The organism is Pseudomonas sp. NC02 (genome assembly GCF_002874965.1).
Taxonomy (GTDB): Bacteria; Pseudomonadota; Gammaproteobacteria; order Pseudomonadales; family Pseudomonadaceae; genus Aquipseudomonas.
Genome location: NZ_CP025624.1, coordinates 2,821,646 through 2,837,485, shown reverse-complemented (window position 1 = coordinate 2,837,485; position 15,840 = coordinate 2,821,646). Strand labels below are relative to the sequence as shown.

At 62.0% G+C, this 15,840-nt stretch carries 14 protein-coding genes; 7 read left to right on the top strand and 7 right to left on the bottom strand.

The annotated features are described in order from the left end of the window. The first annotated feature begins 2 nt into the window (after positions 1–2). Positions 3–647, top strand: coding sequence for a dihydroxyacetone kinase subunit DhaL (gene dhaL / locus C0058_RS13400; RefSeq protein ID WP_003215682.1), 645 nt, complete (start codon positions 3–5; stop codon positions 645–647). 141 nt (positions 648–788) lie between these two features. On the opposite strand, the gene C0058_RS13395 is transcribed toward dhaL, so the two are convergent. After that, positions 789–1,670, bottom strand: coding sequence for a LysR family transcriptional regulator (locus C0058_RS13395; RefSeq protein ID WP_102368792.1), 882 nt, complete (start codon positions 1,668–1,670; stop codon positions 789–791). A 103-nt stretch (positions 1,671–1,773) separates the two neighbouring features. Between C0058_RS13395 and C0058_RS13390 the strand changes: the two genes are divergently transcribed. Together C0058_RS13390 and C0058_RS13385 are read left to right on the top strand one after the other, a co-directional pair. Then, a complete protein-coding gene (locus C0058_RS13390; RefSeq protein ID WP_102368791.1) occupies positions 1,774–2,259 on the top strand; it encodes a heme-binding protein in 486 nt (161 codons plus the stop codon). Next, positions 2,256–3,785, top strand: a complete 1,530-nt coding sequence (locus C0058_RS13385; protein WP_102368790.1) for an MFS transporter — start codon at positions 2,256–2,258, stop codon at positions 3,783–3,785. The genes C0058_RS13390 and C0058_RS13385 overlap by 4 nt, the downstream gene beginning before the upstream one ends. A gap of 89 nt (positions 3,786–3,874) precedes the next feature. Here the strand turns inward: C0058_RS13385 and sohB are convergent, their stop codons facing one another. After that, on the bottom strand, positions 3,875–4,900 hold the full coding sequence (sohB, locus tag C0058_RS13380) for a protease SohB (protein WP_008434663.1): 1,026 nt from the start codon (positions 4,898–4,900) through the stop codon (positions 3,875–3,877). Positions 4,901–5,093: 193 nt separating this feature from the next. Between sohB and C0058_RS13375 the strand changes: the two genes are divergently transcribed. Further along, positions 5,094–5,804, top strand: a complete 711-nt coding sequence (locus tag C0058_RS13375) for a histidine phosphatase family protein (protein WP_102368789.1) — start codon at positions 5,094–5,096, stop codon at positions 5,802–5,804. Positions 5,805–5,860: 56 nt separating this feature from the next. Further along, positions 5,861–6,175: an SCP2 sterol-binding domain-containing protein gene (locus C0058_RS13370; RefSeq protein ID WP_087694874.1), complete on the top strand. Its 315-nt coding sequence runs from the start codon at positions 5,861–5,863 to the stop codon at positions 6,173–6,175. A 130-nt stretch (positions 6,176–6,305) separates the two neighbouring features. Here the strand turns inward: C0058_RS13370 and C0058_RS13365 are convergent, their stop codons facing one another. Further along, positions 6,306–8,942, bottom strand: a complete 2,637-nt coding sequence (locus tag C0058_RS13365) for a glucosidase (RefSeq protein ID WP_102368788.1) — start codon at positions 8,940–8,942, stop codon at positions 6,306–6,308. Positions 8,943–9,137: 195 nt separating this feature from the next. On the opposite strand from C0058_RS13365, the gene C0058_RS13360 reads away from it, so the two are divergent. Continuing rightward, positions 9,138–10,496 carry a VOC family protein gene (locus C0058_RS13360; protein ID WP_102368787.1) on the top strand — a complete coding sequence of 453 codons (1,359 nt, stop codon included), beginning with the start codon at positions 9,138–9,140 and terminating at the stop codon, positions 10,494–10,496. A 125-nt stretch (positions 10,497–10,621) separates the two neighbouring features. Here the strand turns inward: C0058_RS13360 and C0058_RS13355 are convergent, their stop codons facing one another. Continuing rightward, positions 10,622–10,861 (bottom strand): DUF465 domain-containing protein, encoded by a 240-nt coding sequence (locus C0058_RS13355; RefSeq protein WP_003215657.1) that lies wholly within the window; start codon positions 10,859–10,861, stop codon positions 10,622–10,624. 189 nt (positions 10,862–11,050) lie between these two features. Between C0058_RS13355 and tkt the strand changes: the two genes are divergently transcribed. Beyond that, positions 11,051–13,111 carry a transketolase gene (gene tkt, locus C0058_RS13350; RefSeq protein WP_102368786.1) on the top strand — a complete coding sequence of 687 codons (2,061 nt, stop codon included), beginning with the start codon at positions 11,051–11,053 and terminating at the stop codon, positions 13,109–13,111. Between the two features lie 61 nt (positions 13,112–13,172). Here tkt and C0058_RS13345 read toward each other — a convergent pair whose 3' ends face one another. From C0058_RS13345 to gcvA, 3 genes are all read right to left on the bottom strand, one after another. Beyond that, positions 13,173–13,934: an SDR family oxidoreductase gene (locus tag C0058_RS13345; protein WP_102368785.1), complete on the bottom strand. Its 762-nt coding sequence runs from the start codon at positions 13,932–13,934 to the stop codon at positions 13,173–13,175. Between the two features lie 43 nt (positions 13,935–13,977). Then, on the bottom strand, positions 13,978–14,805 hold the full coding sequence (locus C0058_RS13340) for a DMT family transporter (protein WP_102368784.1): 828 nt from the start codon (positions 14,803–14,805) through the stop codon (positions 13,978–13,980). Between the two features lie 75 nt (positions 14,806–14,880). After that, positions 14,881–15,786, bottom strand: coding sequence for a transcriptional regulator GcvA (gene gcvA, locus C0058_RS13335; RefSeq protein ID WP_087693730.1), 906 nt, complete (start codon positions 15,784–15,786; stop codon positions 14,881–14,883). Positions 15,787–15,840: the final 54 nt, after the last annotated feature.

Here is a 15,840-nt window from a genome sequence, read left to right as displayed (position 1 = left end):
CCATGAGCCAGCATTTCTCCACCCACGACGGCAGCGCCATCGTCGCCGACCTGGTCAGCGTGATCGTTGCCAACCGCGAATACCTGAGCGAAGTCGACGGCGCCATTGGCGATGGCGACCACGGCATCAACATGGCCAAGGGGTTTGCCCATTGCGGGCGCACCATTGAAGGCCGCCAGCTGACCCTGGCCGAAGCCCTGGATGAGTTGACACTGAGCCTGATGGAAGGCATCGGCGGTTCCATGGGGCCGTTGTATGGCAGCCTGTTTATCGGCATGGCGGATGAGGTGCGCGGCAGCGAACAGATTGACGCGGCGACCTTTGCCCATTTGCTGCGGGGCGGGTTGACCTCGTTGCAGGACATCACCGAAGCCGGCGTGGGTGACAAGTGTTTGATGGACACCTTGATTCCGGCGGTGGAGGCGTTTGAACAGGCCCATGGGTCAGGAGCGTCATTCAGCGATGCGCTGGAGGCGATGAAAAGTGCTGCTTCGCGGGGGCGGGATTCCACCAGGGATCTGGTGGCGAAGATTGGGCGTGCCAGCCGCCTGGGCGAGCGCTCGTTGGGCGTGCTGGATGCCGGGGCGGTATCGTGCTGCTTGATACTGACGCGATTGGCGGATTCGGTTCAACCGCGGTTGGTGTAGTGCTTGAAATGACCCCTTCGCGAGCAAGCCCGCTCCCACCTTCGACCGAATTCCATCTTTGGAATGCCGTCGAAGGTGGGAGCGGGCTTGCTCGCGAAGGCAGCAACACACTTAACCCGTGAAGCACCTAACCCGCCGCGATCAAACCTTCAACCTGGCTACCTGCTTCACCTGCTCTATATACCGCGCCACCGCCGGCGCCTTTTCAAAGCGCCGGTAAATCAGCGACAACCAGGACGACGCCTCGCTGCCTTCGATGCTGCGGTACACGACATTCGGCAAGCTCACATGCCCCACCACCGACTCCGGCACTACCGCTACGCCCTGCCCCAGTGACACCAACGCAATCACCGCCACCAACCCACCCGGCTGTGGCCCCAGGCGCGGCGCGTAACCACCCTGCGCTGCCACGTGCAGCGTGCCACTGATCTGCTCGGGCAAGATGAAGGTCTCGTTCTGCAGGTGCTCGCAACTGATTGCCTTCAACCCCAGCAGCCACGAATCCTGGGGCAACGCCAGCACAAACCCCTCACTGTTCAACCGCACCCCGTCGACTCCGTCAGGCAAGGTCATCGGCGAACGAATGTAGCCAATATCGAAACGCCCCTCCGCCACCAGCCCCGGCAACGCCGCCATGGGGCTCTCACGCACGCTGAGGCTCACGTCCGGGCAGTCCGCGCAGAACGACTGCACCTGGCGCTGCAACAACCCCGAATACACCGCCGACGCCACATAACCCAGCTCGATATGACCGATCTCGCCACGCCCGGCGCGCTGGGCATTGCGTTGGGCAAACTCGAACTGGCGCACGGTGGCCTCTGCCTCGATCAGCAAGGCCGCGCCCGCCTCGGTCAGGCTGACCTCGCGCTGGCGGCGGATAAACAAGCGCGTACCGAGGGTGGTTTCCATGTCCTGGATCTGCCGGCTCAGGGTCGGCGGCGCGATACCCAGCTGTTCGGCAGCACGGGTGAAATTGCGTTGCCGGGCAACCGCCAGGAAGTAGCGGAAATGACGTATTTCCATCACAGGATTAGCTCAAAGGTAATGAAGTTCTGTATGGCGCCTAACAAGGGCGCCACCTGCCGGGGATAAGCTCGCGGTACGTTCACAGTAGAGAGGCTTTCCCATGTTCGTCAAATCATTGGTCCTGGTGCTTGTCGGTCTTTGCACCGTGCCCGCAGCGCTGGCCGCAGAAGCCCCCGCAAGCATTGCCCACAAGGCAATCCTGAGCCTGGCAACGGCCCAGCAGATCGCCGCACACGCGCGCAAGGTCGCCGCCGACAAGGGCTGGCCCTGCGCCGTGGCCATCGTCGATGACGGTGGCTGGCCGATCCTGACGCTGCGCATGGATCGCGCTCCCGTGGTGGCCGGTATCGAGTTGGCCCAAGGCAAGGCGCGCACTTCCGCGCTCTTCAAGCGGCCGTCCGGGGACCTGGAAAACGCTATCAACAATGGCCGCCCGGCAGCCATCACCGCCGGCCTGTTGATGATGAAGGGCGCCCAGCCAATCATCCTTGAAGGCCAGGTAGTGGGCGCCATCGGCATCAGCGCAGATACTCCGGCCCACGATGACGAGATCGCCCTCGCGGCGGTGGCTTCGGTGCAGCCATGAGCAAGGTCAGCCCGCGCCTGACATTGCTGACCGCCTCCGGGGTCTGTTCGCTGATCGTGCTCGACACCAACATCGTCGCCGTGACCCTGCCGAGCATCGCCCGGGACCTGGGGGCGAATTTTGCCGATATCGAATGGGTGGTCAGCGCTTATATGCTGGCCTTCGCCGCCCTGTTATTGCCGGCCGGAAGCATTGCCGACCGCTTTGGCCGCAAGAAGACCCTGGTCTGGGGCCTGGGTATTTTCATCCTCGCCTCCCTCGGCTGCGGTGCGGCGCCGAATGCGTTGTTCCTGGATATCGCTCGCGCCGTCAAAGGTGTCGGCGCAGCGCTGCTGCTGACCTCCGCCCTGGCCTCCATCGGCCATACCTTCCATGACGAAGTGGAGCGCGCCAAGGCCTGGGCCTTCTGGGGCGCGTGCATGGGCGTGGCGATGACCGCCGCACCGACCCTCGGCGGGTTGATTACCCAGTACCTGGGCTGGCGCTGGATTTTCTATCTGAATTTGCCGGTCGGCCTGGTGCTGATGGGACTGGTGCTGCGCGCGATTCCGGAATCCCGCGATGCCCAGGCTGCAAGGCTCGACCCTTGGGGCAGCCTGAGTTTCAGTGCCAGCCTGCTGTGCCTGATCTGGGGCTTGATCGAAGCCAACCGTATCGGCTGGGACAACCCGCTGACTTACGCGCGGCTGCTGGGAGGCGCTGCGTTGCTGGGTGTTTTTGTACTCGCCGAACGCCTGCAACAGCGGCCCATGGTCGACCTGCAACTGTTCAGGCACCCGCGCTTTATCGGCGCACTGCTGGGGATGTTCGCCTACGCCGGCTGTGCCCAGGTGATGATGACGCTGCTGCCGTTCTACCTGCAAAACGGCCTGGGCTTCTCCGCGATTGCCTCCGGGCTGGGCATGTTGCCGTTTGCCTTGACCATGTTGATTTGTCCGCGGATAGGCGCCCGACTGGCTAGCCGTTTTGCCCCGGCAACGATGATGGCGACGGGGCTGGCGTTGGTGGGGTGCGGCAACCTGCTGAGTGCCTGGGCGGTCAATATCGGCGGCTATCTGCCGTTCGCCCTGGCGATTGCCGTCACGGGGGCCGGCGCGGGATTGCTCAATGGCGATACGCAGAAAAACATCATGGCTTGCGTGCCACGGGACCGCGCGGGGATGGCGTCGGGCATGAGCACCACCATGCGCTTCAGCGCGATCATGTTGGCGATCGGGGTGTATGGGGCGTTGTTGAGCAGCCATAGCGAACAGTTGCTGCACACGAGCATCGGCTCCCAGTGGCAGGAACAGGCGGCAGGGATTGCTTCACGGGTAGTGGCTGGCGATATGCCCGCGGCCATGGCGTTGCTGCCTGAAACGGCACGAGGGATGGTGCAGCCACTGGCGCGGCAGGCGTTCGTCGGCGGGTTCAGCGTGGTGCTGTGGGTGGCGGGGTTGTTGGGTTTGCTGGGGGCGCTGGTGGTGGGCTCGTTGATGCGGCATCCCATACCGGCGGTGCCGCAGGCCTCTTTACTGACTCGATAATGCGACCACCACGACCCAATGTGGGAGCGAGCAAGTCGAATCGTCGCACCGCCGCCCCCACATTTTGATCTTCGACAGTCAGTGAATGGTTACCAGAAACGCTGCTGGGTCAGGCGACTCCACCAAGTCAGCAGCACCCGGTCGACCGAACCGCTGGCCGCCAGGCCCACCCGCTCCTGCAGGCTTTTACGCTCGGCATAGTGCAGGTGGAACACCTCGGCGGTCTTGGCCTTGGTCGCCAGGTATTCGTCGCTGGTTTGCAGTTGGTCCACCAGTTGCTTGTCCAGCGCCGCGACACCCAGCCAGACTTCGCCGGTGGCCACGTCATCAATCGCCAGCTGCGGGCGGTAGCGCGACACGAAGTTCTTGAACAGTTGATGGGTGATGTCCAGGTCTTCCTGGAACTTCTCGCGGCCCTTCTCGGTGTTTTCGCCAAACACGGTCAGGGTGCGTTTGTATTCACCGGCGGTCAGCACTTCGAAGTCGATGTCGTGCTTCTTCAGCAGGCGGTTGACGTTGGGCAACTGCGCCACCACGCCAATCGAGCCAAGGATGGCAAACGGTGCGCTGATGATCTTCTCGCCGATGCACGCCATCATGTAGCCGCCGCTGGCCGCGACCTTGTCGATGCACACGGTCAACGGCACGCCCGCCTCGCGGATACGCGCCAGTTGCGACGACGCCAGGCCGTAGCTATGAACCATGCCGCCGCCGCTTTCAAGGCGCAGCACCACTTCGTCCTTGGGTGTGGCCAGGCTCAGCAGTGCCGTGATTTCATGGCGCAGGCTTTCAGTGGCCGAGGCCTTGATGTCGCCGTCGAAATCCAGCACGAACACCCGTGGCTTGGCTTCTGGCTTCTTCTTGCCCTTCTTCTTTTCGGCCTTGCCTTCAGACTTGCGCAGGGCCTTGAGCTGGTCCTTGTCGAGCAGGGTCTGCTCCAGGCGCTCACGCAAACCCTTGTAGAAGTCATTGAGCTTGCTGACCTGCAACTGGCCGGCAGCTTTGCGGCGGCCTTTGCTGCGCAGTGCGGCGAAACTGATCAGCACCACCAGGATGGCGACGACCAGGGTGACGGTTTTAGCCAGGAAAGTAGCGTACTCGGCCAGAAAATCCATGTGACTCCTTACAAGTGCAGTGCGCCAGGCGCGGATTGCCCAAGCATACCGACGCCACCGCCATGGGGCCAGTGATCAAACCGCCAGCAGCGGGCCTCTAACGACCTTTTAAAACAAGCGTATGTTTTTTCATTGACAGCTTCCCGGCATCCTCATAACCTCGCCAGACTTTCAACGTACCGGGAAAACGGACGTGGGCAGCATCTACCTGATTCGACATGGCCAGGCCTCCTTCGGTGCAGACGACTACGACGTGCTGTCGCCCATCGGTGTGCAACAGGCGCAAGTGCTGGGCCGCCACCTGGCGGAACTGGGCCTGAGCTTCGACCGCTGCGTGTCGGGCGACCTGCGCCGCCAGCAGCACACTGCTACCGCCGCCTTCGAACAATACAGCGCCCTCGGCCTGCCGGTACCCACGCTGGAAATCGACAGCGCGTTCAACGAGTTCGACGCCGAGGCGATCATCCGCGCCCTGCTCCCGGACCTGCTGCACAGCGAACCCGAAGCCCTGCATATCCTGCGCAACGCCGCGCAAAACCGTGGCGAATTCCAGCGCATCTTTTCCCTGATCATCGAACGCTGGCTGGCCGGCACCTACGACCCGCCGGGCCTGGAAAGCTGGCTGGGATTTGTCGAACGTGTCCAGGGTGGCCTGCAACGCCTCCTCGAAGCCGCCGACAACCGTGACAAGATCGCCGTGTTCACCTCCGGCGGCACCATCACGGCCCTGCTCCACCTGATTACCCGAATGCCTGCTGCACAGGCCTTTGAACTGAACTGGCAAATTGTTAACACCTCGCTCAACCAGCTGAAATTCCGTGGTCGCGAGGTGGCACTGGCTTCCTTCAACAGCCATACCCACTTGCAACTGTTGAAGGCGCCGCAGCTCATCACTTTCCGATGAATTGCGGCCAACCGTGACCCCAAGGTCACTGGACTCACCATAAAAGGATCGAAACCATGACTGACGTAGCTAAAGCCGTAGAAGCAATGAAAGCCAAATTCAACCCAGCCGCTGCCGACGGCCTGGACCTGGTGTTCGGTTTCCGTATCGACGACACCCAGAACTTCTCGCTGGTCGTGAAAAACAACACCTGCGAACTGCTGGAAGGTGAAAACCCGGACGCCCAAGTCACCCTGGTGATGGACGGCGACACCATGAAAGGCATCGTCAGCGGCGAAACCGACGGCATGCAGGCATTCATGGGCGGCAAACTGCGCACTGAAGGCGACATGATGCTGGCCATGAAATTGAGCGAGCTGTTCCCGGCCTGATCAGGGCAACCCTGGCAAGACCCGTGTGGGAGCGGGCTTGCTCGCGAAAGCGGTGTATCAGCGCAGGATTTGTTGGCTGACCCACCGCTTTCGCGAGCAAGCCCGCTCCCACATTTTGATTGTGCTGTTTTCAGGTTTTTGGCTGCAACAACAGCGCCACCAACGCACTCCACCCCGTCTGATGCGAAGCCCCCAACCCCCGCCCCGTCTCGCCATGAAAGTACTCATGAAACAACACCAGATCGCGACTGGCCGGATCCGCCTCCAACTGCGCATACCCGACCATCGACGGCCTCGAACCGTTCTCATCCCTCAGAAACAATCGCGTCAACCTCTGACTGAGCCCATCGGCAACCTCCTCCAGCGACGCCAGATACCCACTCCCCGCCGGATACTCCACCGAGAAATTATCCGCGTAGTACCGATGAAACTCCCGCAGCGACTCGATCAACATGTAGTTGACCGGCATCCACAACGGCCCGCGCCAGTTGGAGTTACCGCCGTACAGCCGCGAATCCGACTCCGCCGGTTCATAGCGGGCACACAGGGTATTGCCATTCATCTTCAGCGCCAGCGGTTCCTCGGCGAACGCTTTCGACAGCGACCGCACCCCAAAGGTGGAGAGAAACTCCGACTCATCCAGCATCCGCCGCAGCAAATCCTTGGTCCGCTCACCCCGCAACAGCGCCAGCAGCAGGCGATTACCCTGTCCCGGCTCGTTCCAGCGCGACACCAGCTTGGCCAGGTCCGGCCGGTGTTTCATAAAACCCAGCAATCGCTCGCGCAACCCCTCCAGCCCTTCGTGCTCGCGCTGCTCCAGCACCAGCACCGCAAACAGCGGCATCAGGCCGACGATGGAGCGCAGGCGCACCGGTTCGCTTTCACCGCCAGGCCGATGCAGCACGTCATAGAAAAACTGGTCCTGCTCATCCCACAAGCCTTCGGCGCCATTGTCGACGCGGTTGATCGCCCCGGCGATGTACAGGAAGTGCTCGAAGAATTTCACCGCAATATCCACATACACCACGTTACGCTTGGCCAGCTCCAGGCCGATGCGCATCAGGTCCAGCGCATACGCCGCCACCCACGCCGTGCCATCGGCTTGATCCAGCTGATAACCCGGCGGCAAATCAGCCGAGCGATCAAACAGCGCAATGTTGTCCAGCCCGAGAAACCCACCCTGGAACAGGTTGCGGCCCTCGGCGTCCTTGCGGTTGACCCACCAGGAAAAATTCAGCAGCAGCTTGTGGAAGATCCGCTCGAGGAAATCCATGTCGCCCACGCCATTCAGCGCCTTGTCCTGCTGATACACCCGCCAACTGGCCCAGGCATGCACCGGCGGGTTGGCGTCGTCGAAACGCCACTCGTAGGCCGGCAACTGACCGTTGGGGTGCATGAAGCGGTCTTTCACCAACAGCAACAGTTGCTGCTTGGCATAACCGGGGTCGATCAGGGCAACGGCCACCGCCTGGAACCCCTGGTCCCAGGAGGCATACCACGGATATTCCCAAGTGTCGGGCATCGAGAGAATGTCGAAATTCGACAAGTGCCGCCAATGGGTATTGCGGATATGCAAACGCTCGGGCGGCGGCGCGGGCTGGGCCGGGTCGCCGTCGAGCCATTGATTCACGTCGAAGTAGTACAGCTGCTTGGACCACAGCAACCCGGCCAGGGCCTGGCGCTGCACGTTGCGTGCGTCTTCATCGGCGATGCCCTGTTGCAGCGCCGCGTAAAAGTCATCGGTCTCCTGGCGGCGCTCTTCGAATAGCTTGCGCGCATTGATCCACGGCGCCTCCACCGGGGCGAAGCGCAGGTACAGGGTTTTGCTTTCCTGGCCCGCCAGTTCGAGGATGAAACGCGCGGCCACCTTGGTCCCCGAGTCCCGGCGAATCGCTGCTTCCGAACCAGTGGTCACATAGTCGTTGATCCCGTCCTTGAACGGCCCCGGCCCAGGTTGCCCGTCCAGCTTGGGGAAGTTGGTTTCGTTCTCGCAGAACAACCATTCCACACCGTCCTGGCCCCAGGCACTCAGGTGGCGATCAAACAATTCATGGTGCCGCGCCACCACCTGTTCGCCCTCCAGGCGCAATTCAGGCTTGGGGGCATCGTGGGTCCAACTCCAGTCGTTGCGCGCCCACAGGTGCGGCAACACCTGCAGGCGTGTGGGTTGGTCCGAACGGTTGTGCACGGTAATGCGCATGAACACATCATCGGGCTGGTGCTTGGCGTATTCGACGGTGACATCGCAATAGCGGTTGTCTTCGAAAACCCCGGTATCGAGGATCTCGTATTCGGCATCTCCAAGGCCACGGCGGGCGTTCTCGGTGATCAGGTCATCGTAGGGAAAGGCCGCGTGAGGGTATTTGTAGAGCATGCGCATGTAGGCATGGCTCGGCACGCCATCGACGAAAAAGTACAGTTCCTTGACGTCTTCGCCGTGGTTGCCCTCGGCGTTGTTCAGGCCAAACAGGCGCTCCTTGATGATCGCGTCGCGCTCGTTCCACAGCGCCAGGCCCAGGCACCAGCGCTGGGCCTTGTCGCTGAAGCCCGCCAGGCCATCCTCGCCCCAGCGGTAGGCGCGGCTGCGGGCATGTTCGTGGGGGAAGTAGCGCCAGGCATCGCCGTCGGCGCTGTAGTCTTCGCGCACCGTTCCCCATTGCCGCTCGCTCAGGTAGGGGCCCCAGTCACGCCAGCGCTCGCCGTCAGGCTTGGCCAGGCGCTGGCCTTCAATCGTTTCCAGAATGTTCGTCGCAGGCTGTGCCGTCATCGAGTCTTCCGTCGCGTTCAGAGGTGACGGCCAGTGTAGAGCCCTTCGACGGTGAGATGCACGTGAAGCTGACGTCATCCAGCTCATTCATTTGCAGAATGAAGTCCAGAGGAATCTTCGTTTGCAAGGCGTCGGCAGGCCCAACAAAATCAGGCAACCGTGCCTTTCCTCTCTATAGCCGCCAGGAATTTTTCTATGTCCACCGTCAGCCCTGACGAGATTCGCAAAGGCTTCTCCAAAGCCATGTCCGACATGTACCGCGATGAAGTGCCGCTGTATGGCGCACTGATGGAACTGGTGGCCGAGACCAATGCCCGGGTGCTGGAAACCGACACCGCGCTGGCGCAACAACTGAAGCGCACCGGGGAAATCCAGCGCCTGGACAGGGAGCGCCACGGCGCCATCCGCCTGGGCACCGCTGAAGAACTGGCCACCATCAGCCGCCTGTTTGCGGTGATGGGCATGCAGCCGGTGGGCTATTACGACCTCACGCCGGCCGGGGTACCGGTGCACTCCACCGCCTTTCGCGCCGTGCATGAAAGCGCCCTGCAAACCAGCCCCTTCCGGGTGTTCACTTCGCTGCTGCGCCTGGAGCTGATCGAAAACCCGGAACTGCGGGCCTTCGCCCAGTCAGCCCTGGCCAAGCGTTCGATCTTCACCCCACGCGCCCTTGAGCTGATCCAACAAGCCGAAGCCGACGGCGGCCTCGATGCCGCCCATGCCGAAGAGTTTATCCAGCAAGCCCTGGAAACCTTCCGCTGGCACCACACCGCCACCGTCACGGCCGCGCAATACCAGCAACTGAGCGACCAGCACCGGCTGATCGCCGACGTGGTCGCCTTCAAGGGCCCGCACATCAACCACCTGACACCGCGCACCCTGGACATTGACCAGGTGCAGGCCGCAATGCCCGGCAAAGGCATCACCCCCAAGGCGGTGATCGAAGGCCCGCCCCGCCGCCAGTGCCCGATACTGCTGCGCCAGACCAGCTTCAAGGCCCTCGACGAGGCAATCGCCTTTACCGATGCCAAAGGCAGCCACAGCGCGCGCTTCGGCGAAATCGAACAACGCGGCGTGGCGCTGACCCCCAAGGGCCGCGCGCTGTACGACCAACTGCTGAATGCTGCACGGGATGAATTGGGCGCGTTTCCGAATGAGGCCAATGCCGGGCGCTACACCGAATTGATGGAGCAGCACTTCCAGGCGTTTCCCGATAATTACCAGCAGATGCGTGAGCAGGAGCTGGCGTACTTCCGCTACTTCGTAACCGAGAAAGGCTTGGCCGCCCAGGACAAGTTTAAAACCCTGGACGAACTGATCGCCGCCGGCCACGTGGACGTGGAGCCGTTGGTGTACGAAGATTTTCTGCCGGTGAGTGCGGCGGGGATTTTCCAGTCGAACCTGGGGGATGCGGCGCAGAGTCACTACGCGGCCAACTCCAACCAGGCCGAGTTTGAAAAGGCCCTGGGTCGCCAGACTATCGACGAGTTGAAGTTGTACGGTGAAACCCAGCAGCGCTCGATTGACGAATGCAAGCGCGCGCTGCTGGCTTGAAAGAGAGAGTTCGCCCGGCCACAGCGCATTCCATGCGCCGTCTAAGAGCCCCAGTGCCGGGCGAACGGTTGGCATGATAGGCAGCGGCGGTGCTGCTGTCTTTCGGGCAATTCTGAACAAATCTTCTACTTGGCCGTCGCTTTCTCCAGTTGCTCGACGATCTTGTCTTTGATCAACAGGCGTTTCTTCTTCAGCTTCTCCAGCTCCTCGTCACCGCCGCTTGAGGACTCAAGCTCCAGCACCTCCTTGTCGGCGCTGTCGTATTGGTGGAGCAGCGAATCCAATCGGTTATCGCTCGCCCTGCGTTCATGAATAGCTTCCTTGCTCAAACCCAGGTCCTGATACAGGTCGTGTTTCACTGGCATGGAGTACCTCCGCAAGTTGATCATTGACTGAATGCCCCTTGAAGCTAGCCCATCCGGCGGGCTCTTGTCATGTTTGAGATCAACCTGTCGCGTTTGCGTCCCCGTTCGTCGCGGGGCAGACGATTTCATAAAACCTTTGGCGCACGCTGCCCTCCACTGTAGATCGTCACCCGATGGAGAACAGGTTCCATGAATCACGCTGCCAACGCTGTCGACACCCAGTGCATCAACACCATTCGTACCCTCGCCATGGACGCTGTGCAAAAGGCCAACTCCGGCCACCCCGGCACTCCCATGGGCCTGGCGCCCGTCGGTTACACCTTGTGGAGCCGCTTCCTGCGCTATCACCCCGAGCACCCCGACTGGCCCAACCGTGACCGTTTCGTGTTGTCGGTGGGCCATGCCTCGATGCTGTTGTATTCGCTGCTGCACCTGGCGGGCGTGGTGGAGATTGACGCCCACGGCAAGCGCTCCGGCCAGCCGGCCATCAGCCTGGACGACATCAAGCAGTTCCGGCAGATGAGCTCCAAAACTCCCGGCCACCCCGAATACCGCATGACCACCGGCGTAGAAACCACCACCGGCCCCCTCGGCCAGGGGTGCGCCAACAGCGTCGGCATGGCCATGGCCGAGCGTTGGCTGGCCAAGCGTTTCAACCGTGACGACCAGGTGCTGTTCGACTACAACGTCTACACCCTGTGCGGCGACGGCGACATGATGGAAGGCATCAGCAGCGAAGCCGCGTCCATCGCCGGGCACTTGAAGCTGGAGAACCTGTGCTGGATCTACGACAACAACACCATCAGCATCGAAGGCCACACTGAACTGGCCTTCAGCGAAGACGTGATCAAGCGTTTCCAGGCTTATGGCTGGCACACCTTGCACGTCACCGATGCGAACAACCTGCTGGCCCTGAGCGACGCGCTGAGCACGTTCCAGAAAAACACTGGGGCACCGACGCTGATCGTGGTCGACAGCGTGATCGGCTATGGCTCGCCCCACAAGCACAACACCGCGTCGGCCCATGGCGAGCCTTTGGGCGAAGAAGAAATCCGCCTGACCAAAGCCGCGTACGGCTGGCCCGAAGACTCAAGCTTCCTGGTGCCGGATGAAGCACGCACGGTCCTGCGGGATGCACTGCTCAAGCGCAGCAAGCCGCTGTATGAGCAATGGACTGAGACCCTGTCCCACCTCGAACAGTACGAACCGGAACTGGCCGATGAACTGCGCCGCATGCGTGCCGGCGAGATGCCCGAGCATTGGCAGGAGCAACTGCCGAGCTTTGCCACTGATGCCAAAGGCGTCGCCAGCCGTGCCGCCGGGGGCGAGGTGTTGAATGCGTTTGCCAAGCAGATCCCGTGGCTGCTGGGGGGCTCGGCCGACTTGTCGCCGTCCACCAAGACCAACCTGACGTTCGACGACGCCGGGCGCTTCAGCGCCGAGAACTACGGCGGGCGCAACCTGCACTTCGGTATTCGTGAACATGCCATGGGCGCGATTGCCAACGGCATGGCGCTGTCGTACCTGCGGCCCTACACCTCGACCTTCCTGGTGTTCAGCGATTACATGAAGCCGCCGATTCGCCTCGCGGCAATCATGGAGCTGCCGGTGGTGTTCGTGTTTACCCATGACTCGATTGGTGTCGGCGAAGACGGCCCCACTCACCAGCCCATCGAACACCTGACCCAACTGCGGGCCACCCCGGGTTTGCTGACCCTGCGCCCGGGCGACGCGAATGAAACCCTGGAAGCCTGGAAGATCGCCCTGGCCCAGACCCATCGGCCGACCTGCGTGGTGCTGTCGCGGCAGAACCTGCCGACCCTGGACCGCACGAAATACGCCGCGGCGTCGGGCACTTCCCGTGGCGCGTATGTGCTGGCCGGCGCCGATAAGCCCCAGGTGATCCTGATGGCCACCGGCAGTGAAGTCAGCCTGGCGGTGGAAGCCTATGAGCAACTGAAGACTGAAGGCGTGGCGGCGCAAGTGGTGTCGATGCCGAGCTGGGAACTGTTCGAAGAACAGGACCAGGCCTACCGCGACAGCGTGCTGCCACCCGCAGTGAAGGCACGACTGGTGGTGGAACAGGCCGGCCCGTTGGGTTGGGACCGCTACGTGGGGCAAACCGGGGCCAAGGTGGTGATGAACAGCTTTGGCGCCTCGGCACCGCTGTCCAAGTTGCAGGCCAAGTTCGGCTTTACCCTGGACAATGTGGTGAAGCTGGCGAAGGAGCAAGTCAGGCTCAACAGCTGAGCCAGTGCATGCATGCCGGGCGTGGCCTACCGAGGGAAACCTCGGTGCCACGCCCTGCTGCTCATTTCCCGCCGGTGACGTCCAGGAACGTACCGGTGATGAAGGACGCCTCGGCGCCTGCCAGCCACAGGATCGCCCGAGCCACTTCTTCAGGCTGGCCGCCGCGGCCCATGGGGATCGAATCCTTCACGCGATCAACCCGCCCTGGCTCCCCGCCACTGGCGTGAATGTCGGTGTAGATATGCCCGGGGCGGATGCAGTTGACGCGTATTCCCTCCCTGGCCACTTCCTTGGCAAACCCGATGGTGAAGGTCTCGAGAGCCCCCTTTGATGCGGCGTAGTCGACATATTCGTTGGGGCTGCCCAGCCGGGCGGATGCCGACGAGATATTGATCACGGCACCACCCCGCCCCTGGTGACGAAACGACATGCGCTTCACCGCTTGCTGGGCACACAGCATCGGCCCGATCGCGTTGACCGCGAAAATCCGCTGCATCCGCTCGAACGGCAAGTCTTCGACCCGGGACTGCAATGCGTTGATCCCGGCGTTGTTAACCAGCACATCGATGCGCCCGAACGCCCGATCTATCGCCGCAAATAACTGGACGACCTGCTCCGGGTCTGCGCTGTCCGCGCGTACAGCCAACGCCCGGCGCCCTGCCGCTTCTACATCCGCCACCACCGCGAGGGCGGCAGACTCATCGGAAACGAAGCTGATCGCCACGTCATAACCTTGTGCGGCGGCCAGCCGCGCGGTGGCGGCGCCAACGCCACGACTTCCACCTGTTATCAGAATCAGCGGTGCCTGCGGGACGGTATCCATTGCGCGAACCTTCATGTGGTGGTGGAAAATGCTTTGCCTGCTGTCAGCCGATCAGGATGGTGCCCGTGGCAATCACCACGCACGCCAGCACCTTGCGGACCGTCAGTGTCTCGCCCAGGAAGAAATAGCCGATCAGTGCCGCAAACAGCACGCTGGTCTCGCGCAAGGCCGAGACCGCGCCCATGGGCGCACCGGCCATGGCATAGATAATGATTCCGTAGGCCAGGAGCGACACCAGCCCACCGGCGAAGGCCGTGAAAAACCCGGGCCGCAGGCTGAACAGACTTTTCGGGCCCCGCAGGCCGATATACACCGCCGGCATCAACACGCCCCACAAGGCGCACATCCACACCGTATAGGCCATCGGCGCACCCGACAGGCGCGCGCCGATGCCGTCTGTCACGCTGTAGGCGGCAATGAAACAGCCGGTGCCCAGGGCGTATGGCAGGCTGGGAACGGCGAGCCGGCGCCCCCTGAACGCCAGGGAAATGATGCCGCCCGACACCAGGGCAATGCCCAGAAGCGAGCTGGCCGAGACACTCTCCCCGGCAAACACGGCGGCACCCAGGGTGATCAGCACCGGCGAGGAGCCCCGTGAAATCGGATAGGTCTGCCCCAGGTCTCCGACTTTGTAGCTGCGCACCAGGAACAGGTTGTAGCCCACGTGCAGCACCGCTGACAGCACCACATAAAACCAGCTGGCTGGCGCCGGAGGGTCCAGGAACACCACAACGCCGCCACTGGCGATAGCGACCGCCAGGCACATGACCGTCATCGACCAGAGCCGGTCGGCGCCGCCACGCAGCAGCGCATTCCAACTGGCGTGCAGTAAGGCAGCGAAGAGGACCAGGAGAATAATGGGATAAGGCATGCGCCCATCCTAAGCAAACCGGCGCCTTAACTGAAGCGAAGTCTGCTCATTGAAGAATGAGCAAATCCTCATGCTTTATTCGTAAGCCAGCCCGGCGTTTACGGCTTCCTGCATCAGCCAATCACGAAAACTGACGATATGCGGCTGGGACTCGATGCCCTTGGGGCAGACAAAGTAATAAGCGACCGGTGACGGGAACGGCACATCGAACAGCCTCACCAGGCTGCCATCGCTCAGCTCTGACTCCACATGCCCACTGCGCGCCAATGCAATGCCCTGGCCGAGCAAGGCCGCCTCTATCGTCATGTTGGTATCCGCAAACCTGACACTTTCCTTGAGCGGCGCAATCGCGAGCCCGACGTGCTGGAACCAGACTTCCCACTTCGGCACCAGGTCGGCGCCGTCGCGCATCAGCAAGGGATAGCGCAGCAATTCGGCGGGTGTGTGTGGCCGGCCAAAGCGTTTCAACAGATCGGGACTGGCCACCGGAAAAATCTGCTCGCGGAACAGGAACTCCGAATACAGCGCCGGGTAATTCCCGTTGCCCAGGCGGATTGCAACATCAGCCTCCGCACTGGAGAAGTTGATGATCTTGTCGCTGGAGTCCAGGGTGACCAATATTTCAGGGTGCCGTTGGGCCAGGCTCGGCAATCGGGGCAGCAGCCATTTCAGCGCGAAGGAATAGGTGGTACTGACCTTGAGCCGGACCCTGCCCTTTTGCTCGCGCAGGTCCGCGAGTGTCGCCTCAAGGTTCATGAAAAACTCGCGCACGATCGGCGCAAGGGCTGCTCCGGCAGGCGTCAGGCTGAGTGACTTGCCCCGCTGGAACAACTGCAACCCCCAGAGTTCTTCAAGGTGCTTGAGCTGATGGCTGACGGCACTCTGGGTGACATGCAACTCTTCTGAAGCCGAAGTGAAGGTTGCGTGGCGTGTGGCAACCTCAAAGGCGCGCAATGTCGAGGTGGGTGGCAGGTCTCTCATGGCATTGCTTCACCGTTTATGAATAGATGCTCATGATAGAACATCTATCCATTG

Bases quoted from the DNA above. Each gene is read 5' to 3' on its own strand.
- C0058_RS13340 (WP_102368784.1), bottom strand. From the start codon at position 14,805: ATGCCTTATCCCATTATTCTCCTGGTCCTCTTCGCTGCCTTACTGCAC.
- C0058_RS13370 (WP_087694874.1), top strand. From the start codon at position 5,861: ATGACTGACGTAGCTAAAGCCGTAGAAGCAATGAAAGCCAAATTCAAC.
- sohB (WP_008434663.1), bottom strand. From the start codon at position 4,900: ATGGATTTTCTGGCCGAGTACGCTACTTTCCTGGCTAAAACCGTCACC.
- C0058_RS13360 (WP_102368787.1), top strand. From the start codon at position 9,138: ATGTCCACCGTCAGCCCTGACGAGATTCGCAAAGGCTTCTCCAAAGCC.
- C0058_RS13365 (WP_102368788.1), bottom strand. From the start codon at position 8,942: ATGACGGCACAGCCTGCGACGAACATTCTGGAAACGATTGAAGGCCAG.
- tkt (WP_102368786.1), top strand. From the start codon at position 11,051: ATGAATCACGCTGCCAACGCTGTCGACACCCAGTGCATCAACACCATT.
- C0058_RS13395 (WP_102368792.1), bottom strand. From the start codon at position 1,670: ATGGAAATACGTCATTTCCGCTACTTCCTGGCGGTTGCCCGGCAACGC.
- gcvA (WP_087693730.1), bottom strand. From the start codon at position 15,786: ATGAGAGACCTGCCACCCACCTCGACATTGCGCGCCTTTGAGGTTGCC.
- C0058_RS13390 (WP_102368791.1), top strand. From the start codon at position 1,774: ATGTTCGTCAAATCATTGGTCCTGGTGCTTGTCGGTCTTTGCACCGTG.
- C0058_RS13385 (WP_102368790.1), top strand. From the start codon at position 2,256: ATGAGCAAGGTCAGCCCGCGCCTGACATTGCTGACCGCCTCCGGGGTC.
- C0058_RS13355 (WP_003215657.1), bottom strand. From the start codon at position 10,861: ATGCCAGTGAAACACGACCTGTATCAGGACCTGGGTTTGAGCAAGGAA.
- C0058_RS13345 (WP_102368785.1), bottom strand. From the start codon at position 13,934: ATGGATACCGTCCCGCAGGCACCGCTGATTCTGATAACAGGTGGAAGT.
- dhaL (WP_003215682.1), top strand. From the start codon at position 3: ATGAGCCAGCATTTCTCCACCCACGACGGCAGCGCCATCGTCGCCGAC.